Genomic DNA, 20,760 nt, shown 5'->3' with positions numbered 1-20,760 from the left:
GGGTGGGCTGTTAGTTCCACTTCGTAGCCGTGGGGGTCGGTTAGGTAGGCGGCGTAGGTGTCGGGACCGCCGGCGTACGGGTGGCGGTCGGGAAAGAGGAGTTCCCAGCCGTACGCGGGAGCCTGATCGACGAGTCGGTCCACGGCGGCGGGTGGGCCGGCGTGGAAGGCCAGGTGGTTGAGACCGGGGGAGAGCCGGTCGTGGTGCCGACCGGAGAGCGCCGGTGACTCCTCGAACACCAGGTAGGTCGGGCCGAGTCGCCAGGAGCGGCCAGCCGGCCACTCCTGGAAGGGCGTCCAGTTCAATTCGCCGAGGAGCCAACCCCAGCTACGCATTGCCGCGTCCAGGTCGGGTACCCACAGCTCCACGTGGTGCAGCGCACCGACAGTCACCGGCCTCCGCCCGGCACCCATAGCACATCTCCGTCCGGATTTGCCGTCCTTGACAGGATAAAGAGCAGATCCGAGAGCCGGTTGAGATACTTTGCCGGGAGGTTGCTGGTCCGGTCGGGGTCGTGTGCGACGAGCGCCCATGCCGACCGCTCGGCGCGCCGGGCGATCGTCCGCGCCGCGTGCAGCAGTGCCGCGCCCGCGGTGCCGCCGGGGAGGATGAAGGAGTCGAGCGTGCTCAGGCGCCCGTTGTACTCGTCGCACCAGCCCTCAAGACGCTCGACGTACCCCTCGGTCACCCGCAGCGGCGGGTATTTAGGGTCCGGCTCGACCGGGGTGGACAGGTCGGCCCCGACGTCGAACAGGTCGTTCTGTATCAGGCCGAGCATCGTCCGCAGATCGTCGCCGAGTTGGCCCAGCGCGAGTGCCACGCCGATCGCGGCGTTGCACTCGTCGACGTCGGCGTACGCCACGATCCGCGGGTCGGTCTTCGGCACCTGCTCGTTGTTGCTCAGCCTGGTCGTGCCGGCGTCGCCGGCCCTGGTGTAGATGCGCGTGAGGTGAACGGCCATGACGCACAGCCTACGGATACCTGACCTGACCATTCCGGCTCGACCGGGAGGGCCGGGCTGCTCCCCGGGGGTCGGACCGGGCGACGCGGGTGACGCGGCGATATCCGACGTCGACGTCATCCGGGTCTCGGGTAAGGCCCGGCTCGCCGGCACCGTGCACGTGGTGGGCGCGAAGAACTCGGCGTTGAAGCTGATGGCCGCCGCGCTGCTCGCCCCGGGCCGGAGCGTGATCACCAACGTGCCGCGGATAACCGACATCGCCATCATGGGCGAGGTGCTGCGTCGGCTCGGCTGCGGCGTACGGTTCGACGCGGACGACCCGGTCGATCCGATGGTCGCCGGTGGCGGGGTGGCCCGCTCCCGTTCGGTCACCATCGACGTACCCGAGCAGCCGGGGGTGGAAGCCGACTACGACCTGGTACGCCGGCTGCGCGCGTCGATCTGTGTGCTCGGTCCGCTGCTGGCCCGGCGGGGGTACGTGCGGGTGGCTCACCCGGGCGGCGACGCGATCGGCTCGCGCGGCCTGGACATGCACGTCTCCGGTCTGACCCGGATGGGCGCCGACATCTCCGGCGAACACGGTTTCGTGATCGCCTCCGCGCCCGACGGGCTGCACGGCGCGGAGATCACGCTCGACTTCCCGAGCGTCGGGGCGACCGAGAACCTGATCATGGCGGCGGTGCTGGCCGAGGGCACCACCGTGATCGACAACGCCGCCCGCGAGCCGGAGATCGTGGACATCTGCACCATGCTCCAGCGGATGGGTGCGCTCATCGATGGTGAGGGCACGTCCACCATCACGATCGTCGGCGTACCCCGGTTGCAGCCGGTCCGGCACGCCACGGTGGGGGACCGGATCGTCGCGGGCACCTGGGCCTTCGGCGCGGCGATGACCCGCGGCGACGTCACCGTGACCGGCGTGGACCCGGCGTTCCTGGAGGTCGCACTGGACAAGCTGGTCGCTGCGGGCGCGCTGGTGGAGACCCGCGCGAACGCCTTCCGGGTACGCCTGGACGACCGCCCGCGCGCCGTCGACGTGGTGACGTTGCCCTATCCGGGTTTCGCCACCGACCTGCTGCCGATGGCGATCGGCCTCGCCGCGCTCAGCGACGGGGCCTCCCTGATCACCGAGAACATCTTCGACGGGCGGTTCATGTTCGCCAACGAGATGATGCGGTTGGGTGCGGACATCAAGACCGACGGGCATCACGCGGTGGTACGCGGCCGGGACCGTCTCTCCGGCGCGCCGGCACGAGCCACCGACATCCGCGCCGGCGCCGGGTTGATCATCGCCGGGCTCTGCGCGGACGGGGTCACCGAGGTGTCCCACGTGCACCACGTCGACCGGGGCTATCCCGACTTCGTGGCCGACCTGCGGGCGCTCGGCGTCGAGGTGGAACGGGCCACCGCCCCGGAGGAACCGGAACTGGCCATCTGAGCCGGCCTTCCGGCAGCGCCGCCACGGCCCCGAGCGGCCTTCCGGCAGCGCCGAGCGGCCTTCCGGCAGCGCCGCCACGGCCCGATGTGCCAGCGCCGTAGCCTCCTTAGCCTCCGTTCAGGCTCGCCGACTAGGGTGCAGGGAGACACTCAATCGCAGCGAGGGAGAGGCAGATGGCGGGTCGACTCGCGGTCGTCGGTGCCGGACTGATGGGCTCGGGCATCGCCCAGGTGGCGGCGCAGGCGGGCTGGCAGGTGACACTGCGGGACCTGGACGACGCGGCGGTCCGGCGCGGCGTGGACGGCATCCGGAAGTCGCTCGGGAAGTTCGCCGAGAAGGGGAAGATCTCGCCGGACGACGTCGAGGCGACGCTCGACCGGATCACCCCGACCACCGACCTGGAGGCGGCGGCCGACGCGGACATCGTGGTCGAGGCGGTATTCGAGCGGCTGGAGCTCAAGCACGAGGTGTTCCGGGCGCTGGACCGGATCTGCAAGGCGGACGCGGTGCTGGCCACCAACACCTCGGCTATCCCGGTGACCCAGATCGCGGCGGTCACCGACCGTCCCGAAGCCGTCGTGGGCACCCACTTCTTCTCGCCGGTGCCGATGATGAAGCTCTGCGAGCTGGTGCGTGGCTACAAGACCAGCGACGCCACCCTGGCCGCGGCGACGTCGTTCGCCGAGGAGATCGGCAAGACGGTGGTGGTGGTCAACCGGGACATCGCCGGCTTCGTCACCACCCGGCTGATCTGTGCCCTGGCCATGGAGGCGGTCAAGCTGGTCGAGGCGGGTGTGATCTCCGCCGAGGACCTGGACACCGCCTGCAAGCTCGGCTTCGGGCACGCCATGGGCCCGCTCGCCACCATCGACCTGACCGGCGTGGACGTGCTGCTCAACGCCACCCGCAACATCTACACCGACACCGCCGACGAGAAGTTCTTCCCGCCGGAGCTGCTCCAGCGCATGGCCGCCGCCGGCGACCTGGGCCGCAAGTCCGGCCAGGGCTTCTACTCCTACTGAGGTGCAAGGAGGGGCCCCTTATTAACAAGATCCTGCACCCGAGTCGCTGATCTTGTTAATAGGGGGCCCCTCCTATACACGAGGCGTTAACAGGGGGCCCCTCCTTGCACATCAGCCGTCGCGGCGGGTGGTCCAGCGGAAGGTGGTGAGGCAGAGCACCAGGCCGATGACGCACCACGCGCCCAGGACCAGGGCGACCCGGGCGAGCTCGAACGAGCCGCCCGGCTCCTGGGCGCCGAAGCTCTCCGGCAGGAAGACCGCGCGCAGTCCCTGGCACATCCATTTGAGTGGGAAGAGGGCCGCCACCTGCTGCATCCAGGTCGGCAGGTTGGTGAAGACGAAGAAGACCCCGGAGATGAACTGGAGCACCAGCGCCACCGGGGTGACCACGGCCGAGCCGCTGCGGGCGGTACGGGCCAGCGACGAGATCGCGATGCCGCAGAGGGTGCAGGCGGTGATGCCCAGCGCGCTGACCCAGCCGAAGGTCAGCCAGGCGGTCCCGGTGGCGGGCAGGTTCAGGTCGAACAGGGTGACCGAGACGGCGAGCAGCAGGGCGGTCATCACCATCCCGGTCACCAGCACCATGATCACTTTGCCGGCGAACCAGACCCACTTCGGCATCGGGGTGCCCCGGTAGCGCTTGAGCACGCCCCGGTCCCGTTCGATCGGGATCCAGATGCCGAGGTTCTGGAAGCTGACGGTCAGCAGGCCGGTGGCGATCATCCCGGTGATGAAGTACTGCGTGTAGCTCACCCCGGGCGCGATCTCGTCGCTGAAGATCGAGGCGAAGATCAGCACCATGATGATCGGAAAGCCCAGGGTGAACACCACGGACTCCCGGCTGCGCAGGAACTGCCGAATCTCCAACCGCCCCTGACGCAGGGCGAGACTGGCCGGCCCGAGCCGGCGGGTGCTGGGTGCGGCGACCGGGGTGGCCGGCTTCGTCGTGGTGGTCATCGGTGTCCGATCATCCGCAGGTAGATGTCTTCCAGGGTGGGGCGGGTGACGGTCAACCCCGGCACCTCACCGCCGAACCGCGCGGCCAGCTCCGTCACCAGCGCTGTCGGCGTCGCGCTCTGCGCGCTCTCGGGCAGCCCGTCGGGCGTACGCCAGGTGACGGTGGCCAGCGCCTCCCGCCGGTTGCCCAGACTGTCCGGGGTGCCCACCTCGATCACCCGGCCGCCGGCGATCACGCCGACCCGGTCGGCGAGCGTTTCGGCCTCGTCCAGGTAGTGGGTGGTGAGCACGATCGTGGTGCCGGCGGCGGAGAGGTCCCGGATCAGCTCCCAGAACTCGCGCCGGGCCTCCGGGTCGAAGCCGGTGGTCGGCTCGTCGAGGAAGAGCAGCTCGGGGCGGCCGATGATGCCCAGGGCCACGTCCAGACGGCGCTTCTGGCCGCCGGAGAGGGTGTGCGTACGGGCACCGGCCTTGCCGGTCAGGCCGACCCGCGCGATCACCTTGTCCGGGTCGTCGGCGGCGGGATAGAAACCGGCGAAGTGATGGACCACCTCGGCGACGGTCAGCTCGTCGAACTCGCCGGTGCCCTGGAGCACGATGCCGACCCGGCTCCGCCAGTCCGCGACGACGTGCGGCGCCGGGCGGGCCTGCCGGTTCCGCTGCCGGGAACCGAACACCAGCTCAGGGTCGGTGCCCAGGACCAGCACCTCGCCGGAGTCGCGGCGGCGGTAGCCCTCCAGGATCTCCACCGTGGTGGTCTTGCCGGCACCGTTCGGCCCGAGCAGGGCGAACACCTCGCCCCGGTGGACGTCCAGGTCGACGCCGGCCACCGCGACGTTGTCGCCGTACGCCTTGCGCAGTCCCCGGACCCGGATCGCGACCTCGTCACTCATACCTCAAGTGTGCGACCTGCCGAGGGCATGCAAGGAAGGGCCCCCTGTTAACGCCTCGTGTAGAGGAGGGGCCCCCTTTTAACACCCGCTCGGCGGCGCGCCCCCCCGGGGTGGTTCAGCGGCTGGCGTACGTGATGCAGTCGGCCATGTCGGCGTCCGGGCCGACCCGGATCGACGGCGCGTGGCACTCCAACTGCTCGTTGTGCCGGCAGTCGGCGCGTTGGCACGCGCCCACCTGGGCGACGTGGCCGTCCGCGCCGGCACGTACCGCGGGCATCTCGATGAAGGTGTGGCAGTGGGCGTGGTCCATGCTGCCGATCGTGATGGCGAAGGCGTGGCAGTCGCCGGTGTGGTTGTACGCGCACGCGGAGACGACGCATTCCTGAACCCGGGGCATTTCCATCGCTGCGGTCATCGTGACCTCCTCTAGGCTTTGCCCGATTTTAGCCATTTGGAGGTTTTGTGCGTGCGGATTCGGCCCAACCGCAGAGCACGGCCAGGCACGGCCAGCCGGGACCAGCCGGGACCAGGCACGGCCAGCCGGGACCAGGCACGGCCAGGCGCGGCCAGCTCGGCCTACGCGGTGCCGAGCACCTCGGAGAGGGCTGCCGGTTCGAGTCCGCGTTCGGCGAGCCCGGCCAGGATGTGCGGCAGGGCCTCGTCGGTCATCGGCGCGTTGGCCTCCGTCACATGCAGGACGATCACCGAACCGGGCCGCACGTTGTCCAGCACCGCCCGTACGATCGGCCGCCAGGCGGTCGCGAAGGGATCCCCGCTGACCACGTCGCCGTCCACCACAGTGAGACCGAGCGGGGCGAGTTCGGCGAGCGCGGTCCGGTCGTGGCAGAGCCCTGGGAAGCGGAAGTAGCGGGTCTGCCGTCCGCCGTACCCGGCCACGATGTCGAAGGTGTCGGCCACGTCCCCGGTCATCTTTCGCCGCTCGATGCGAGGCAGGCCGTAGCAGTCCCCGGTGAAGGCGAGATGCCCGTAGGTGTGGTTGGCCAACTCGAAGTTCGGGCTGGCGGCGAGTCGCCGGGTCACCTCCGGGTACTGCTCGACCCACTTCCCGGTGAGGAAGAAGGTGGCCGCCACCCCCTCCCGTTCGAGCAGGTCGATGATCTTCAGATTCGCGTACGACCGCACGGCGCCGCTGCGTAGCTGGTACCGCATCGCGTCGGTCATGTCCGCGTCGAAGGTGAGGGCCACCTTGTTGCCGGTACGCGGACCGTGGTCGACCACCGGCGGCAGTGTCCCCGCCGAGGTCGCCCCGGGCAGGCCACCGGGCGGTGGGGAGTCCGACGGCCCGGCCTCGGTGGGCACCGGCCTCACCGACGGCGCTGACCCGGCCGGCCCGTCCGGCCCCGGGTCGACCACCGCCGCCGTGGTCCGGTCCGGGTCGGGTGCGTCGACGAAGGCGCCGACGTCCTCCGGCTGCCGCAGCGGGTTCATGACGGCCAGCAGGACCACCGCACTGACGACGGCAGCGAGGGTGGCGAGCAACGGTACGCGGGAGATCTTCACGGGCACCGCGAGATCTTCTCAGCTCCGCCTGGCGGGTGGTGACGGCCGAGTGGTCGGTTACCGCGACCAGCGTGGTGGTGAAGGGCTGGCGCGTACCGTCGATCAGACCCGGAAGCCGGCCTCCCGGGCGGCCTGGCGCTCCCGGCGGCGATCCGCGCGACGCCTGAGGAACCAGGGCAGGAAGAGCGCGAAGCCGACCAGGAACACCAGCACCAGCACCGGCAGGATGATCGCGACGAGCGACATCAGCACGCTGGTGGCGTCCTCGGCGGTGCTCGCGACCGGGGCCCCGATCCCGGCCGTGGTGGCGTTGATCACCGGCCGGGCAGCGGACTTGAGCAGGTGTACGCCCAACGCGATGAGCACCCCGACCAGCACCGGCAGCCACTGGCCGCCGCTGGCGAAGAAGCTGTCCGGGTCGCTCACCGTCACCGTCTCCGACGCCGAGCCGGCCCCGAAGGCCAGGCCACCGGCGGTCGGCCGGACCACCGTCTGCACCACGTCGTTGACGTGATCCACCACGGGCACCTTGTCGGCGACGACCTCCACGGCGAGCAGCACCGCGAGGATGCCGAGCGTCCATTCGTTGCCGAGCCACTGCCAGCCGCCAGGCAGGTCGATTAGGCTGGTGTAGCGGGCCAGCAGACCGGTCAGCAGCAGCGGAATGTACGCGTTCAACCCGGCCGAGGCGGCCAGGCCGGTACCGGTGAGCAATTCGAACACCAGCTCAGCATCGCACCGGCACGCCAGTGGCGCTCGGCGGCGATCCCCGGGTGGCTCCGCTACCCTCGTCGGGTGCGTCTGGTGATTGCGAAATGCTCGGTGGACTACGTCGGACGGCTCTCGGCCCACCTGCCGCCGGCCACCCGGCTGTTGATGGTCAAGGCGGACGGGTCGGTCTCCATCCACGCCGACGACCGGGCGTACAAGCCGTTGAACTGGATGAGCCCGCCGTGCCGGCTGGAGGAGGCACCCGGGGTCTGGCGGGTGGTGAACAAGGCCGGCGAGGAGTTGCGGATCACCCTGGAGGAGATCTTCCAGGACACCTCGTACGACCTCGGTGTCGATCCGGGGTTGCGCAAGGACGGCGTGGAGGCGCACCTCCAGGAGCTGCTGGCGGCCAATCCGGAGACGTTGGGCGAGGGCTTCACCCTGATCCGGCGCGAGTACATGACCGCGATCGGCCCGGTCGACCTGCTCTGCCGGGACGCCAACCAGGGCACCGTCGCGGTCGAGGTGAAGCGGCGGGGTGAGATCGACGGCGTCGAGCAGCTCACCCGGTACCTCGAACTGCTCAACCGCGATCCGCTGCTGGCACCGGTGACCGGGGTCTTCGCGGCGCAGGAGATCAAGCCGCAGGCCCGGGTGCTCGCCACGGACCGGGGGATCCGCTGCGCGTACCTGGACTACGACCGGCTGCGCGGCATCGAACGCGACGAGCTGACCCTCTTCTGACTCGCCCGGCGGCCGGTGCTGCGCCCGGCGGCCGGTGCGGGCGTCCGCTCAGCGGCCGTAGAGCATTTTCACCGCGCGGACCAGGCGGGCCACGTCGGCCGGGGTGCGCTCGAAGGTGGTCGAGCGCAGCAGCGAGCGGGCGCGCCGGCGGGTGACCGCCTTGGCGCGGGCGAACTCGCGCAGCCCGTCCTCGCCGTGGATCCGGCCGAAGCCGGACTCGCCGACCCCGCCGAACGGCAGGGTGGACATCCCGGCGAAGGTCAGGGTCGAGTTGACCGAGGCCATCCCGGAACGCAGCCGCCCGGCGATGGCCGCCGCGCGACGCCGGCCGAAGACCGAACCACCCAGGCCGTACGGCAGGGCGTTGGCGCGGGCGACCGCCTCGTCGGCGTCGCGGACCCGGTTCACGGTCAGGGTGGGCCCGAAGGTCTCCTCACGGACCGCGGCGGCGTCCTCGGGCACGTCCACAAGCACTGTCGGGTACGCGTACGGCGGTTGCACGGCGTCCGGCCCGCCGAGCGCCGCCCGGCCACCCCGGGCCACCGCATCCTCGATGTGCCGGCGGATCACGTCGAGCTGAGTCGGCATGGTGATCGGGCCGATGTCCGCGTCCCGCGCGCCCACGGTCAGCCGCCCGGCGCGCGTGACGACCTTGTCGAGGAAGGCGTCGAAGACCGGCTCGACGACGTACACCCGCTCGATGCCGATGCAGGTCTGCCCGGCGTTGGTCATGCCACCCCAGACGCACGCCTCGGCGGCGGCGTCCAGGTCGGCGTCGGCGTCCACGATCATGGCGTCCTTGCCGCCCGCCTCCACCAGCACCGGGGTCAGCGACTCGGCGCAGGCCGCCATCACCTTCTTCGCGGTCGCCGTCGAACCGGTGAAGGCCAGCTTGTCGATCCTGGCGCGGCACAGTGCCGCACCGACGTCACCGAGCCCGTGCACCGTGGTGAACACCTGCTGCTCCGGCACCACCTCGGCGAAGGTGTCGACGAGCCACTGCCCGACCACAGGGGTGTACTCGCTGGGCTTGAAGACCACCGTGTTGCCGGCGGCGAGGGCGTACGCGGCGGAGCCGATCGGGGTGAAGACGGGATAGTTCCAGGGGCCGATCACGCCCACCACCCCGTACGGCTGGTACTCCAGGTGGGCTGAGAACTCGGCAAGCACCAGCCGGGAGCGGACCCGGCGGGGGCCGAGCACCCGACGGGCGTTGCGGGCCGCCCAGTCCACGTGCTCCACCGCGGTCACGATCTCGACGAGCGCGTCGGGGATCGGCTTGCCGCCCTCGGCGTGCACCAACTCCGCGAGCTGCTCCATCCGCTGGGCCAGCAGCCGGCGCCAGCGCAGCAGCCGGTCGCGCCGGCCGTCGAAGCCGAGCTCCGCCCACCAGCGACCGGCCGCTCGGGCCCGCTCGACGACGCGTACGACATCGGTCGGGTCGGTGACCGGAACCCGACCCGCCTCGTCGCCCGTCGCCGGGTTCGTCGAGATCAGTCGGTCGCCCTCGATCACCGGGCTACCCGGGAGCTGCACAGCCGTCATGGCCGAAGTTTAGACCGGGGGCCTACTCGTCGGTAGGGGAGCGAAGAGTGCCCGCCTGGTCAACCACGGGTGACCGGGCGGCGGAGTAGGCGACCGGTCGGTGATGGCAATCTGACGCTGCGTGTTCATTCGGTTGGGGAGGACCGATCATGGAGGAAATTTCGCAGCTGTTGCCGCTGCTCATGGTGGCGAGCGGTCCGATGCGCGGAGTCGGGTTCCGGTTGCGCAGGCAGCCGCAGGTGATCGGCCGGGACCCGACGGTGGACATCGTGGTACGCGATCCGCACCTGAGCCGGCGGCACGCCGAGATCCGGCTGACCGGCGAGGGGGTCTGCGTGACAGACCTCGGCTCCACCAACGGCACCTGGGTCAACGGCGGCCGGGCCAGCGGATCGACCCGACTCGCCGACGGCGACGTGATCCGGCTCGGCCGCACCGAGCTGCGATTCCATGATCCTGGGGTGGCGCGTACCGATCCGGTGGGGCTCAGCTTCGGGGCGGCGCAGCAGCAGCGGCCGACGCTGGTGCTGGTGCCTGGTGGCATGTCCCCCCGTGCCGCCGGCACCCCCTGTGGCGTGGCAGACTCGCGCGCATAACCTTAGCGGTCGTTCACCTTCGGCCGCTGCGGAGCGGACAGGGGAGGCCGGGGCGTGGCGCGGGAACTCACAAACGTCGGTGTCGTGGGTCTGGGCACCATGGGTGCTGGCATCGTCGAGGTCTTCGCCCGCAACGGGATCCCCGTGGTCGCCGTGGAGATCTCCGAGGCCGCGCTGGAACGGGGGCGGGCCCACCTGACCGGCTCCACGGACCGGGCGGTGGCCAGGGGCAAGCTCGCCGAGGCCGACCGGGACGCCCTGCTCGGCCGGGTCACCTTCGCGGTGGGGCTGGACGCGCTGCGCTCGGTGGACCTGGTGGTCGAGGCGGTGCCCGAGCGTCTCGACCTCAAGCGACGGCTCTTCGCCGAACTGGACCGGATCTGCCGACCGGAGGCGATCCTCGCCACCAACACCTCGTCGTTGAGCGTCACCGAGATCGCCGTGGCCACCACCCGCCCCGCCCAGGTGATCGGCCTGCACTTCTTCAACCCGGCACCGGTGATGAAACTGGTCGAGGTGGTCCGCACCGTGGTCACCTCCGCCGACGTGGTCGCCGACGTGGAGGCGCTCTGCGGACGCCTCGGCAAGGTCGACGTGACCATCGGCGACCGGGCCGGGTTCATCGCCAACGCGCTGCTCTTCGGCTACCTCAACCAGGCCATCGGTATGTACGAGGCCCGGTACGCCAGCCGCGAGGACATCGACGCGGCGATGAAACTCGGCTGCGGCCTGCCGATGGGGCCGCTCGCCCTGCTCGACCTGATCGGCCTGGACACCGCGTACGAAATCCTGGAAACCATGTACCGGCGCGGCGGCCGCGACCGCCGGCACGCCCCGGTGCCCCTGCTCCGGCAGATGGTGACCGCCGGACTGCTCGGCCGTAAGTCCGGCCGGGGCTTCTACACCTACGAGCGGCCTGGTTCGGCCAAGCTCGTACCGGACGAGCACACCCCCAACCCGGCGGACGGTGCCGGGCGGGAGATCGCGAAGGTGGGTGTGGTCGGCACCGGACCGCTCGCCGCCGGGCTCGCCGAACACCTCGCCAAGGCCGGCTACCAGGTCGTCCCGGCCACCGCCGACGTGCTGGCGCCGCTGGCCGACGTCGACCTGGTGGTCGAGGCGGTCGACGACGAACCGTACGCCAAGACGGCGGTGCTCGCCGGCCTGGACGAGGTCTGCCAGCCGGGTGTGGTGCTGGCCACCACCACCTCGACGCTGCCGGTGATCGAGTTGGCGATGGCCACCGGCCGCCCCGCCGACGTGGTGGGCCTGCACTTCTTCGGGCCCGACGCGGCCGGACCGTTGGTGGAGATCGTCCGGACCATCCGCACCTCGGCGCAGACCACCGACACCGCTCGGGCGCTAAGCGCCGCCCTCGGCAGGACCGGCGTGGTCTGCGGTGACCGCGCCGGCTTCATCGTCAACGCGCTGCTGTTCCCGTACCTCAACGACGCGGTGCGGATGCTGGAGGCCGGCTACTCCACGGTCGAGGACATCGACCACGCGATGAAGCTGGGCTGCGGCTGCCCCAGCGGCCCCTTCGAGCTGCTGCGCACGGTCGGCCTGGAGGTGGCACTCACTATCCAGCGGCGGCTCTACCAGGAATCACGCGAACCCGGCCTCGCCCCCGCACCACTGCTCGAACAACTCGTCACCGCCCACGCCGAGGTGTAGGAGCGGTGCAAGGAGGGGGTGTAAGGAGGGGGCCCCTGTTAACGCCTCGTGTATAGGAAGGGCCCCCTATTAACGGCCGCAGGGCTGGGCTGCGGGAACGCATGAGCCGCCACCGGGTCGGGGCGGCGCCCGCCGTACGCTTGACGACGTGAGTCCTCGTCGTAACCGTCCCCGTCGTGAGGACGCCGACCGCCTGGACGTCGAGCGGGCCCGACACGGCGTCGCGGACGTGCAGCGGTGGCGGGACGGCGAGTGGCAGGTACGCGGGATCAGCGGCGGCGCGTCGGCCAAGACGTACCGTTGTCCCGGTTGTGACCAGGAGATCCGACCGGGAGTGGCGCACCTGGTGGCCTGGCCGGCGGACGACCGGGGCGACCTTACCGACCGGCGGCACTGGCACAGCGGCTGCTGGCGGGCCCGGGACCGGCGGGCACCGCTCATCCAGCGCGGCCGCGGTGCCCCTCGGCACGGCTGACGCCGCTCCCCGGCAGGGGTGACGCCGCTCCCCGGCAGGGCTTGACCCCGTGCGGCGAGCCGGTGGTCTCGACGACGCAGCACCTCGCGATCTTGGTCACCTGGGCGGCGGAGGCGGGCAGCGGCGGGGGAGAATGGGGAGATGAGCACACCGATCCGCGCGTCGTCGATTCTGCCCGGCCACCGGGAGGACATCGAGCTGCACACCGCGGACGGGCTGCGCCTGGTCGGTGAGCTGGCCCGCCCGGTCGACCGGGCGCCGGCGGCCACCCTGGTCTGCCTGCACCCGCTGCCCACCCATGGCGGGATGATGGACAGCCACGTGTTCCGCAAGGCCGCCTGGCGGTTGCCGGCCCTGGCTGACGTGGCCGTGCTGCGGTTCAACACCCGGGGCACCAGCAGCGTGCGCGGCACCAGCGAGGGAAAGTTCGACCAGGCCGTCGGCGAGCGCTTCGACGTGGCCGCCGCCATCGAGTACGCCGAGTTCCACGAGCTGCCGAACGTCTGGCTGCTCGGCTGGTCGTTCGGCACCGACCTGGTGCTCAAGTACGGCTGCGACCCGGCGGTGGCCGGGGCGATCCTGCTCTCCCCGCCGCTGCGCTTTTCCGAGCCGGCTGACCTGGCTCACTGGGCCGAGTCCGGCAAGCCGCTCACCGCGCTGGTGCCGGAGTTCGACGACTACCTGCGCCCGGAGCAGGCCCGCGAGCGGTTCGCCGTGGTGCCGCAGGCCGAGGTGGTGGGGGTGCCCGGCGCGAAGCACCTCTGGGTGGGTGACGCCGAGACGGTGTTGGACGAGGTGGTCCGGCGGATCAATCCGGCGGTGCCGGTGCCGCTGCCGACCACCTGGGACGGCCCGATGGAGACCGGCGACGCCAGCGCGTACGCCAATCGTACGGTGGCCGCGTTCGCGGACGTCCCGGTGTCCGGCCCGCCGCAGCGCCAGGCCGAGTGAGCCGGGCGCACGCACGCGAGCGAGTGAGAGCAGGACTGGTGGGCTCGGCCCTGGCGGCAGTTTCGGGGAAAGTGCTGCCTCGCCGGCTGACGAGGCAGCACTTTCCCTGAACTTGTGCGGATCTTGACCGTGCCGGCCGGGTCAGCGGGTGTTCTGGCGGGGGACCACCACCTCGCGCAGGATCAGCTGGACGGCGGCCACGGTCGGGATGGCGATCAGCGCCCCGATCACCCCGATCAGGGCGACGCCGAGCAGCGCGGCGACAAGCGCGGCCACCTCGTTGACCTGCACCGACCTGCGCATGATCTTGGGGTAGACGAGATAGTTCTCGATCTGCTGGTAGATCACGAAGAAGACCAGGCAGGCGATGCCGACGGAAGGGCTGGTGGCGAAGCCGACCAGGCTGACCACCACCGCCCCGATGGTCGCGCCGATCTGCGGGATCAGGTCGGTCACCGCGACCACCACCGCCAGGGCGAACGGGTACGGCAGGCCGACCGCCAGCGCGAAGACGAAGGCGACCGCGCCGGCCAGCACCGCGATGGTCAGCGCCCCCACCATGTACGCCCCGACCTTGGTGAGGATCTCGTCGCCGATGAGTTGCACCCGCTCCCGCCGGGACCGGGGCACCAGCGCGTAGCCGAGATCGCGCATTCGGTCGAAGTAGACCAGGAAGTAGATGGTCAACACCAGCACGGTCAGCACCCGGAACACGGTCCCGAAGAGCAACTGGGCACCGCCGAGCACCCCGCCCAACGCCCGACCGACCACGTCCGCGCTGGCCGCCTCCTGGGCGCGGCGCATCAGGTCGAAGCGTACGACCAGTTCGTTGACGGTCTCGTTGCGCCGCAGCGTTTCCAGGTAGCTCGGTAGCTGCTCGACGAACTGCCCGATCTGGGTCACGATCGGTGGCACCAGGGCCAGCACCCCGGCACCGAGCAGCGCCACCAACGTCAACGCGACGACCGCCACGGCCAGCCCGCGCGGCAGGCCCCAGGACCGCAGCCGGACCACCGCCGGGTGCAGCCCCACCGCGAGGAAGAGCGCGATGACCACCAGGACCAGGATTCCGGCCGCGTTGCGCAAACCCAGATAGACCGCGTACGCGGACAGCACGCCGAGCGCACCGGTGAAGCCGACCAGGAAACTGTTGCGCCGCAGTGGCCGTCCCGGCGTACCGAATCGGCTGCCGTCCCCGCTCCCGGGGCTGCCGGTCCCCGCCGTGAAGTTCTGCTCGGCGGTGTTGTCTGCGGCCGTCATCCGGGGTGCCGGCACGGCCGGGGTGGCTGCCGGGAGAGCCGGCACGGCCGGCGGGGGTGGCGGTCCCGGTGACGCGGCCCGGTCGGATCCGGCGGTGGCCGCCGCTGGCCGCCGGTCATCGGGATTCGCTGCCCTCGCTGCGGTCCGCTCCGGCTCCTCGTCGGCGCCTCCTGCCGTCGGGTTGGGTTGCCCCGCATCCTGCTGCGCCATCCGGTCTCCCCGCTCGCATCCGCCATCCGTGCCCCACCACCGCGCCCGCGATGTTGCGAAAGGGGGCTCAGCGGCGGGTGACCTGGGCGGCCTGGCGGACGAAGCGACGCCAACTCTGCGGCGTGAAGGTGAGCAGCGGACCCTGCCGGTCCTTGCTGTCGCGGACCGCGACCACCTCGGCCAGATTGTCGGCCACCTCGACGCAGTCGGTGTTGCCGCTGCGGGTGGCGGTGCGCCAGGTCGCTCCGTTCAGGTCCATGACTTCGCCGCCTTCTTGAGGAGTTGGATCGACTGCTGTCGGGAGAGTGCCTCGTTGCGTACCGTCTCCCACCGCGCCGACAGGGTAGCCAGGTCGGCTTCGCCATCGGTGGGCGAGGCGGTCAACTGGTTCTCCATGATCGCCACCCAGCCGCCGTCCACGCCCCGGGCCAGCGAGAACGGCCCGGAGAGCCCGATGTGCAGGCCGACGCTGAGCGGGATGACGTGCACGCTGACGTTCGGCCGCTCGGCGCAGGCGATCATCTGCTCGATCTGGTGCACCATGACCGGCCAGAAGCGCTCGTCCCGCCGGTGCAGCACGGACTCGTCGATCACCGCGATCAGCTGGGGCGGCTCCGGCTGGTCGAGGATGGCCTGCCGGTCCAGCCGGGCGGCGGTACGCCGCTCCACCTCCTCGTCGCTGAGCAGGTCGTCGCAGCGGATCACCGCGCGGGCGTAGCCCTCGGTCTGGAGCAGCGCCGGGATCAGCGAGGGCTGGAAGACCCGGAGCTGTTGGGCCAGGCGCTCGGCGTCCAGCCAGGGCAGGAACCACGACGGCTGCCCCTCGCGCTCGGCGATGCGCAGCAGCGCCACCAGCAGCCCGCCGGAGTCGAGCACCTCGTCGGCGCGGGTGAGGAAGGACCGGTCGTACGGTCGGCTGCCGGTCTCGACTGCTGAGACCATCGATGCCGAGTAGTGCACGAGTTTGCCGAACTCCTCCTGGCTGAGCCCGGCGGCGACGCGTAGCCGCCGGAGCTGTGCCCGGATCAGATCGGCTGTCGAACCCTCCACAAGACCTCCACAGTGACGGGCCGAGGATCACTCGGCATCCTCCGGCGGTGACCGGGTCGCGCAGCGACGCCACGACCACCCTCGATGACTTCCGACGGTAGTGCTGCGATCACCAAACTGTCAGCAATGCCGGACCGGTGCGTTGCCAGACAGGCGCGTACGGGTTCAGGCCGGGGCCGCCCGATCTTCCCCCGATGCGGGCGGCCCCATCCCACCGCTCTTCCAGGGAGGTACACGTGGGCAATCATGTGGCGACAGTGAGCGCCCGCCGGCCGCGACCGGGCCCGATCGGCACCAGACTGCCGACCCCCGGTCCCGGTCCCGATCCCGACCGCCCGCGCGCCGCCGACCGCCGTCCTCCACACACGCCGCTACGGCCGACCTGGTGCTGCCGCGCAGACGGGCAGCCCTGGCCCTGCGGGGAAGCCCGGCTGTTGCTCCGGCGGGAGTACGACACCAACGCCGTCGGCCTGACCATCTACCTCGCCGGCCTGATGTACGAGGCGATGCGCGACCTCTACCAGCTCAACCCGCACGACGGCCCAGAGCCCGGGGCCCTGTTCCACCGCTTCGTCGCCTGGGCCGGCCCCCGACGAGTAGCACTCCCACCCCCACCACCCGGTCGATCATGACGTGGTTGTCATGACACGCCGGATGGGGTGGGGTGACTAGTCGGAGGTGACCTTGCTGGGCTTGGCGCTGCGTTCGTCGGTGGTCGGCTTGGTTGGGCGTTTGCCGCCCTCGCCGGTGCTGGTGATCTTCGTCGGAGTGGCGCCCCGGCCGCCCTCGCCGGGCACCGCCGCCACTGTCGGTTCGCCGTCCACCCCCGCGCTCGCGGCGCTGCCGTCGACAGTGGTCGGCTCGGCGGCCGGTCTGGTCACCGGCGCTTCCTCGACGGTGGTTACCCGCTCCGCGACTGGCTTCGTCGCCGGGATGGCGTCGCCGCTGGCGGGGTCGCCATCCTCGGCGGCGACCGCGTTCTCCCTGGCCCGCCCGGCGCCGTTGAGCGAGACTCCGGCCCCGGCAGGGACCTTGTCGCCGGTGGGCCGGGCGCCGTCGGCGGAGGTCCCGGCGGGGACCTTGCCGCCGGTGGGTCGGCCGCCGTCGGCGATGACCTGGTCGGGCGAGGGGGCGGCGCCGTCGGCGGAGGGCCCGGCGGTGAGTACGTCGGCGGTGGCGGACAGTCGACCGTTGACCGCGCCAGCCGCAGTGGCCGCGCCGGCCGGGGCGGGGGAGGTCGGGCCGTCCGGTGGTGAGCCCGCCTGCATCCGCAGGTCGAGCAGCTTGCGCTGCAACTCGTCGGACTCCTGCCGGGACTTCCAGGTCTCCTGACGCAGGTCGGCGAGCTGCTGCTGAGCCTTGGCGATCTCCAGCATCACCTGGGCGAGCTGCTGCCGGCCCGCCGCCGCCTCCTGCTGGGTCGCGGCGAGGTGCTGCTGCGTGGTGGCCAGGTGCTGCTGGGTGGTGGCGGCGTACTCCTCGAACTGGCGACGGGAGGAGGCGACGTACTCCTCTGCCTCGCGCCGGGTGTTCGTGGCGTGCTCGTCGGCCTCGCGGCGAGTGGCGGTCGCGTACTCCTCGGCCTCGCGGCGAGTGGCGGTCGCGTACTGCTCGGTCTCGCGGCGCAGGGTGTCCGCGTACTCCTCGGCTTCCTGGCGTTGCGCGACGGTCTCGGTCTCGGCCTGCCGCAGCAGCTCGCCGGCCTGTTCCTCGGCCCGGGCGCGCACCGTGGCCGCGTCCTGCTCGGCGGCCTGGCGGAGCTGGTCGGCACCCTGCTCGATCTCGTTCTTCCGGGTGGTGTATTCCGCCTCCAGCGCCGCCCGGCGGGTCTCGAAACCGGACTCCATCTCGGTGCTGCGGGCGGCGAACCGCTGATCCAGCTCGGTGTTGCGGGCCTTGTACTGCTTCTCCAGCTCGTCGCGGCGGCTGGTGAACTCGCGTTCGGCGGTCGCCTTGCGCTGGGTCAACTCGCGGTCCGCCGCCTCGCGCCGGCCGTTGACCTCCTTCTCCACCCCGGCCCGCCAGGCACCCAACTCCTGCTGCGCCTGGGCCCGCGCGTGCTGCACGTACGCCTCGGTCTCGCCGCGCATGCGCTGGGCGTACGCCTCGGTTTCGGCGCGGGTGCGCTTGGCCGTCTCGGTGGCCTGAAGGGTCAGCCGCTCCGCCTCCTGGCGGGCCTTGTCGCGGGTCGCGCGCCCGGCCTCGGTGGCGTCGTCGATGATCTGCTTGGCCTCCTGGCGGGCCTTCGCGTGGGTGGCGCGCCCGGCCTCGGTGGCCTGGTCGACCAGTCGCTTCGCCTCCTGCTGGGCGTTGGCGTGCACCTCCTTGGCAGCCTCGCGGAGCTGGGTCGCCTCCTGTTGGGCGGTGGCCAGGGCGGCACGCGCCGCCTCGCGCAGCTTCGTCGACTCCTGCTGCGCCCGGGCGTGGATCTCCTTCGCGGCATCGCGGAGCTGCGTGGCTTCCTGCTCGGCCCGCGCCAGCGCCTCCTGCGCCGTCTTGCGGAGCCGGGCGGCCTCCTCCTTGGCCGATCTGGCGGCGGCCTCGGACTCCGCCCGCCGCGCCGCGGCCTGCCGCTCCTCCTCGGCCCGCCGGGCGGCAAGGGCGATCTCGAAGTCCTTGAGCGCCTTCCCCGCCTCGGCCCGAGCCTCCTCGATGATGTGCTCAGCGGCGGCCCGGCGACCCTCGATCTCCTCGTGGGCGGCGGCGAGAATGTCCTCGGCCTGCTCCTCGGCCAGCGCGAGTATCTGCTCGACGCGCGGCCCGAGATGCCGGAACGCGGCCCGGTCGACCACCCCCACCTGCTTGCGCACCTGGGCCAGGTCACGCTGCAACACCTCGACCTGACCGGCCAGCTTGTGGATCTGGGTGTACGCCTGCTCCCGCTCGGCCGCGAGCGCCGCGATCTCGTGCTCCGCCCGCGCGACGTACCGATCAACCTGCCTTTTCTCGTACCCCCGCAGAGCGGACTCGAAGCTGGGCTCCGTGGTCACGTCCCCGCCGAGGGCGAACAGTTCCTCGCCGTGCGACATGCTCCCATCCTCACACGCATCGGCTTCTGCTGGGGCGATACGGACGCCCAGGATTGGGACCTGACTCACGGCACTGGGACAGGCGATTGGCGACAGAGCTGGGTATGCAGGGCGACGCGGGGTGTCACCGATCAGACGGTGTCACCCCGCGCCGTGGATCATGCCCCGGTGGTCGTACGTATCAGCTTGAAGTTTCCGCGGTCACCTTGCCGTCGGCGTCGTCCGCCTTCTTGGCCGGCGCCTGGTCCGACGCGGCGTTGTTCGGCACGCCCGGCACGATGCCGGCCAGGCCGGAGAGCATCTGCCCGAGCTGGGAGGTGACGGCGTCCTTCTGCCGGGTGAGGTCCTCGACCTCGCGGCGGGCCGCCTGAGTGGTCAGCTCGGCCTCCGTGCGCGCCTCGTTGAGCAGGCGCTGCGACTCGGCCCGCGCCTCGCTGAGCGTACGCTCAGCCAGCGCCTTGGCCTTCTCGACCGCCTCGATGGCGGTGCGCTCCGACTCGACCCGGCGGGCCTCGGCGCGCTGCTCGATCTCCTTGGCCCGCTCCTGGGCGGCCCGGGCCCGCTGCTCGGCCTCGCTGACCAGCTTCTGGGTCTGCGCGACCTGGGCGGCGTGCCGCTCCGACTCCTCGCGCTCGGCCTTCTCCCGCCGCTCGGCGAGCTGAAGCTCCAGGGCCTGGAGGTCCTTGTCGCGCTTGTCCCGGGCGTCGGTGAGCAGCTTGGTGGCCTCGGCGCGCTTCTCCTCGGCCTCCCGGGCCGCCTTGGCGCGCTGCTGGGTGATCTCACGCTCGGCGGTGGCCCGCAGGGTGGCCACCTCCCGCTCGACAGTCGACTTCAGCTCGGCGACCTCGTGGGCGGTCACCGTACGCAGCTGCTTGGTCTCCCGGTCGGCGTCGGCGCGCAGCGTGTCGGCCTCGCGGCGGGCCTGGACCCGAGCCTCGGCGGCCTCCCGCTCGGCGGCGGTGCGGACGTTGCCCGCCTCCCGCTCGGCGGTGGCCTTCATCGCCGCCGCCTCGGCCCGCGCCTTGTCGGTGATCTCCCGAGCCTCCAGGCGGGCGGCGGAGAGGATCCCCTCCGACTCACGCTTGGCCTCGTTGCGGTGGTCGTTGGCCTGCTCCTCGGCGAGGCGGAGGATCTGCTCCACCCGGGTGCCGAGACCGGAGAGCGTGGGCCGACTGTTCTCCTCCAGCTGCTTGCTGGTGTCGGTGAGCTTCTGCTCCAAAGCGGTCAGCCGCTGCTCGGACTGCCGGAGCCGGCGCTGCGCGTCGTTGAGGGCCTGCTCAGCGTCGGCGCGGTCCTTGTTGGCCTGGCTCAGCGCGGCGTTCAGCCGGCCGATGAAGTCGTCGACCTGACCAGTGTTGTATCCGCGCAGGCCAACCGTGAAATCAGGCTGCGAGTTCGCGTTATCGAAGAACGCGAGAGGGGAGGACTGTGGCTGGGGCATTGGGACATACTGGCAGACCCCCCGGGGTGCTTCGCAAGAGCGTGCCGTCCTCATTACATGGTCAACTCGACGAGCCGCCGCGAGGCTGCGCCGAGGGGCGATCTTGCCAGCTCCGGGGGGAGCTGGGTGGCACGGAGAGTGACGTGGAATAGGACCGTGCGACGTGCTCGCGCGACCCATTGTTTCCGTCCCCGGTCCGATCCCACGAATGGACGTCCGACGGAGTGGGTGAAAGCCAATCACGGTTCACCGAATGGCCACCGCCCCCTCCCCCATCAGGCC

Annotated in this window: 21 protein-coding genes; 8 read left to right on the top strand and 13 right to left on the bottom strand. The window is 71.3% G+C overall.

All coding sequences use genetic code 11. From position 1 onward, the window contains the following. Positions 1-413, bottom strand: a 413-nt coding sequence (locus C1I93_RS15455; protein WP_111243984.1) for a VOC family protein, incomplete at its 3' end; no start/stop codon positions are given. After that, complete coding sequence (locus tag C1I93_RS15450) at positions 389-961, bottom strand: cob(I)yrinic acid a,c-diamide adenosyltransferase (RefSeq protein WP_111243983.1); 573 nt, start codon at positions 959-961, stop codon at positions 389-391. The genes C1I93_RS15450 and C1I93_RS15455, both read right to left, overlap by 25 nt. Between C1I93_RS15450 and murA the strand changes: the two genes are divergently transcribed. Together murA and C1I93_RS15440 are read left to right on the top strand one after the other, a co-directional pair. Beyond that, positions 960-2,399 carry a UDP-N-acetylglucosamine 1-carboxyvinyltransferase gene (gene murA / locus C1I93_RS15445; protein ID WP_111243982.1) on the top strand — a complete coding sequence of 480 codons (1,440 nt, stop codon included), beginning with the start codon at positions 960-962 and terminating at the stop codon, positions 2,397-2,399. The two genes, C1I93_RS15450 and murA, sit on opposite strands and share 2 nt — an antisense overlap. A gap of 173 nt (positions 2,400-2,572) precedes the next feature. Beyond that, positions 2,573-3,421 carry a 3-hydroxyacyl-CoA dehydrogenase family protein gene (locus C1I93_RS15440; RefSeq protein WP_111243981.1) on the top strand — a complete coding sequence of 283 codons (849 nt, stop codon included), beginning with the start codon at positions 2,573-2,575 and terminating at the stop codon, positions 3,419-3,421. Positions 3,422-3,532: 111 nt separating this feature from the next. On the opposite strand, the gene C1I93_RS15435 is transcribed toward C1I93_RS15440, so the two are convergent. From C1I93_RS15435 to C1I93_RS15415, 5 genes are all read right to left on the bottom strand, one after another. Further along, the gene (locus C1I93_RS15435; protein ID WP_111243980.1) at positions 3,533-4,378 is read right to left on the bottom strand and encodes an ABC transporter permease; all 846 of its coding nucleotides are present in this window, start codon (positions 4,376-4,378) and stop codon (positions 3,533-3,535) included. Next, the gene (locus C1I93_RS15430) at positions 4,375-5,271 is read right to left on the bottom strand and encodes an ABC transporter ATP-binding protein (protein ID WP_111243979.1); all 897 of its coding nucleotides are present in this window, start codon (positions 5,269-5,271) and stop codon (positions 4,375-4,377) included. The genes C1I93_RS15435 and C1I93_RS15430 overlap by 4 nt, the downstream gene beginning before the upstream one ends. Positions 5,272-5,386: 115 nt before the next feature. Then, a complete protein-coding gene (locus tag C1I93_RS15425) occupies positions 5,387-5,686 on the bottom strand; it encodes a DUF1540 domain-containing protein (RefSeq protein WP_111243987.1) in 300 nt (99 codons plus the stop codon). Positions 5,687-5,847: 161 nt separating this feature from the next. Then, positions 5,848-6,798 carry a polysaccharide deacetylase family protein gene (locus tag C1I93_RS15420; protein WP_223256180.1) on the bottom strand — a complete coding sequence of 317 codons (951 nt, stop codon included), beginning with the start codon at positions 6,796-6,798 and terminating at the stop codon, positions 5,848-5,850. A 96-nt stretch (positions 6,799-6,894) separates the two neighbouring features. Next, entirely contained in the window at positions 6,895-7,515 is a 621-nt protein-coding gene (locus C1I93_RS15415; RefSeq protein WP_111243978.1) for a DUF4126 domain-containing protein, read from the bottom strand. A gap of 72 nt (positions 7,516-7,587) precedes the next feature. Here C1I93_RS15415 and nucS point away from each other — a divergent pair, with 72 nt between their 5' ends. Further along, positions 7,588-8,247 carry an endonuclease NucS gene (gene nucS, locus C1I93_RS15410; RefSeq protein WP_111243977.1) on the top strand — a complete coding sequence of 220 codons (660 nt, stop codon included), beginning with the start codon at positions 7,588-7,590 and terminating at the stop codon, positions 8,245-8,247. Between the two features lie 48 nt (positions 8,248-8,295). On the opposite strand, the gene C1I93_RS15405 is transcribed toward nucS, so the two are convergent. Then, on the bottom strand, positions 8,296-9,792 hold the full coding sequence (locus tag C1I93_RS15405) for an aldehyde dehydrogenase family protein (RefSeq protein WP_111243976.1): 1,497 nt from the start codon (positions 9,790-9,792) through the stop codon (positions 8,296-8,298). Between the two features lie 149 nt (positions 9,793-9,941). On the opposite strand from C1I93_RS15405, the gene C1I93_RS15400 reads away from it, so the two are divergent. The 4 genes from C1I93_RS15400 (at position 9,942) to C1I93_RS15385 (ending at position 13,488) form a co-directional block, all read left to right on the top strand. After that, positions 9,942-10,388 carry an FHA domain-containing protein gene (locus tag C1I93_RS15400; RefSeq protein WP_111243975.1) on the top strand — a complete coding sequence of 149 codons (447 nt, stop codon included), beginning with the start codon at positions 9,942-9,944 and terminating at the stop codon, positions 10,386-10,388. A gap of 54 nt (positions 10,389-10,442) precedes the next feature. Then, entirely contained in the window at positions 10,443-12,062 is a 1,620-nt protein-coding gene (locus C1I93_RS15395) for a 3-hydroxyacyl-CoA dehydrogenase family protein (protein ID WP_111243974.1), read from the top strand. A gap of 148 nt (positions 12,063-12,210) precedes the next feature. Then, complete coding sequence (locus C1I93_RS15390) at positions 12,211-12,537, top strand: Rv1322 family protein (protein ID WP_111243973.1); 327 nt, start codon at positions 12,211-12,213, stop codon at positions 12,535-12,537. A gap of 141 nt (positions 12,538-12,678) precedes the next feature. Further along, the gene (locus C1I93_RS15385; RefSeq protein WP_111243972.1) at positions 12,679-13,488 is read left to right on the top strand and encodes an alpha/beta hydrolase; all 810 of its coding nucleotides are present in this window, start codon (positions 12,679-12,681) and stop codon (positions 13,486-13,488) included. Positions 13,489-13,629: 141 nt separating this feature from the next. On the opposite strand, the gene C1I93_RS15380 is transcribed toward C1I93_RS15385, so the two are convergent. From C1I93_RS15380 to C1I93_RS15370, 3 genes are all read right to left on the bottom strand, one after another. After that, positions 13,630-14,748 carry an AI-2E family transporter gene (locus tag C1I93_RS15380; protein WP_111243971.1) on the bottom strand — a complete coding sequence of 373 codons (1,119 nt, stop codon included), beginning with the start codon at positions 14,746-14,748 and terminating at the stop codon, positions 13,630-13,632. Positions 14,749-15,025: 277 nt separating this feature from the next. Then, the gene (locus tag C1I93_RS15375; RefSeq protein ID WP_111243970.1) at positions 15,026-15,217 is read right to left on the bottom strand and encodes a DUF397 domain-containing protein; all 192 of its coding nucleotides are present in this window, start codon (positions 15,215-15,217) and stop codon (positions 15,026-15,028) included. Continuing rightward, positions 15,208-16,008 carry a helix-turn-helix domain-containing protein gene (locus C1I93_RS15370; protein ID WP_111243969.1) on the bottom strand — a complete coding sequence of 267 codons (801 nt, stop codon included), beginning with the start codon at positions 16,006-16,008 and terminating at the stop codon, positions 15,208-15,210. The genes C1I93_RS15375 and C1I93_RS15370 overlap by 10 nt, the downstream gene beginning before the upstream one ends. A gap of 287 nt (positions 16,009-16,295) precedes the next feature. On the opposite strand from C1I93_RS15370, the gene C1I93_RS15365 reads away from it, so the two are divergent. Further along, positions 16,296-16,640: a hypothetical protein gene (locus C1I93_RS15365; protein WP_111243985.1), complete on the top strand. Its 345-nt coding sequence runs from the start codon at positions 16,296-16,298 to the stop codon at positions 16,638-16,640. Between the two features lie 36 nt (positions 16,641-16,676). Here C1I93_RS15365 and C1I93_RS15360 read toward each other — a convergent pair whose 3' ends face one another. Beyond that, positions 16,677-19,037: a hypothetical protein gene (locus C1I93_RS15360; RefSeq protein WP_111243968.1), complete on the bottom strand. Its 2,361-nt coding sequence runs from the start codon at positions 19,035-19,037 to the stop codon at positions 16,677-16,679. Positions 19,038-19,218: 181 nt separating this feature from the next. Further along, complete coding sequence (locus C1I93_RS15355; protein ID WP_111243967.1) at positions 19,219-20,478, bottom strand: DivIVA domain-containing protein; 1,260 nt, start codon at positions 20,476-20,478, stop codon at positions 19,219-19,221. Positions 20,479-20,760 lie beyond the last annotated feature (282 nt).

It is taken from the genome of Micromonospora endophytica (genome assembly GCF_003236305.1).
Taxonomy (GTDB): domain Bacteria; phylum Actinomycetota; class Actinomycetes; order Mycobacteriales; family Micromonosporaceae; genus Micromonospora; species Micromonospora endophytica.
The sequence above is the reverse complement of the archived record's forward strand: the minus strand, read 5'-3'. Positions and strand labels throughout refer to the sequence as shown.

Bases quoted from the DNA above. Each gene is read 5' to 3' on its own strand.
- murA (WP_111243982.1), top strand. From the start codon at position 960: ATGACGCACAGCCTACGGATACCTGACCTGACCATTCCGGCTCGACCG.
- C1I93_RS15405 (WP_111243976.1), bottom strand. From the start codon at position 9,792: ATGACGGCTGTGCAGCTCCCGGGTAGCCCGGTGATCGAGGGCGACCGA.
- C1I93_RS15355 (WP_111243967.1), bottom strand. From the start codon at position 20,478: ATGCCCCAGCCACAGTCCTCCCCTCTCGCGTTCTTCGATAACGCGAAC.
- C1I93_RS15360 (WP_111243968.1), bottom strand. From the start codon at position 19,037: ATGTCGCACGGCGAGGAACTGTTCGCCCTCGGCGGGGACGTGACCACG.
- C1I93_RS15440 (WP_111243981.1), top strand. From the start codon at position 2,573: ATGGCGGGTCGACTCGCGGTCGTCGGTGCCGGACTGATGGGCTCGGGC.
- C1I93_RS15450 (WP_111243983.1), bottom strand. From the start codon at position 961: ATGGCCGTTCACCTCACGCGCATCTACACCAGGGCCGGCGACGCCGGC.
- C1I93_RS15385 (WP_111243972.1), top strand. From the start codon at position 12,679: ATGAGCACACCGATCCGCGCGTCGTCGATTCTGCCCGGCCACCGGGAG.
- C1I93_RS15375 (WP_111243970.1), bottom strand. From the start codon at position 15,217: ATGGACCTGAACGGAGCGACCTGGCGCACCGCCACCCGCAGCGGCAAC.
- C1I93_RS15430 (WP_111243979.1), bottom strand. From the start codon at position 5,271: ATGAGTGACGAGGTCGCGATCCGGGTCCGGGGACTGCGCAAGGCGTAC.
- C1I93_RS15435 (WP_111243980.1), bottom strand. From the start codon at position 4,378: ATGACCACCACGACGAAGCCGGCCACCCCGGTCGCCGCACCCAGCACC.
- C1I93_RS15400 (WP_111243975.1), top strand. From the start codon at position 9,942: ATGGAGGAAATTTCGCAGCTGTTGCCGCTGCTCATGGTGGCGAGCGGT.
- C1I93_RS15380 (WP_111243971.1), bottom strand. From the start codon at position 14,748: ATGACGGCCGCAGACAACACCGCCGAGCAGAACTTCACGGCGGGGACC.
- C1I93_RS15425 (WP_111243987.1), bottom strand. From the start codon at position 5,686: ATGACCGCAGCGATGGAAATGCCCCGGGTTCAGGAATGCGTCGTCTCC.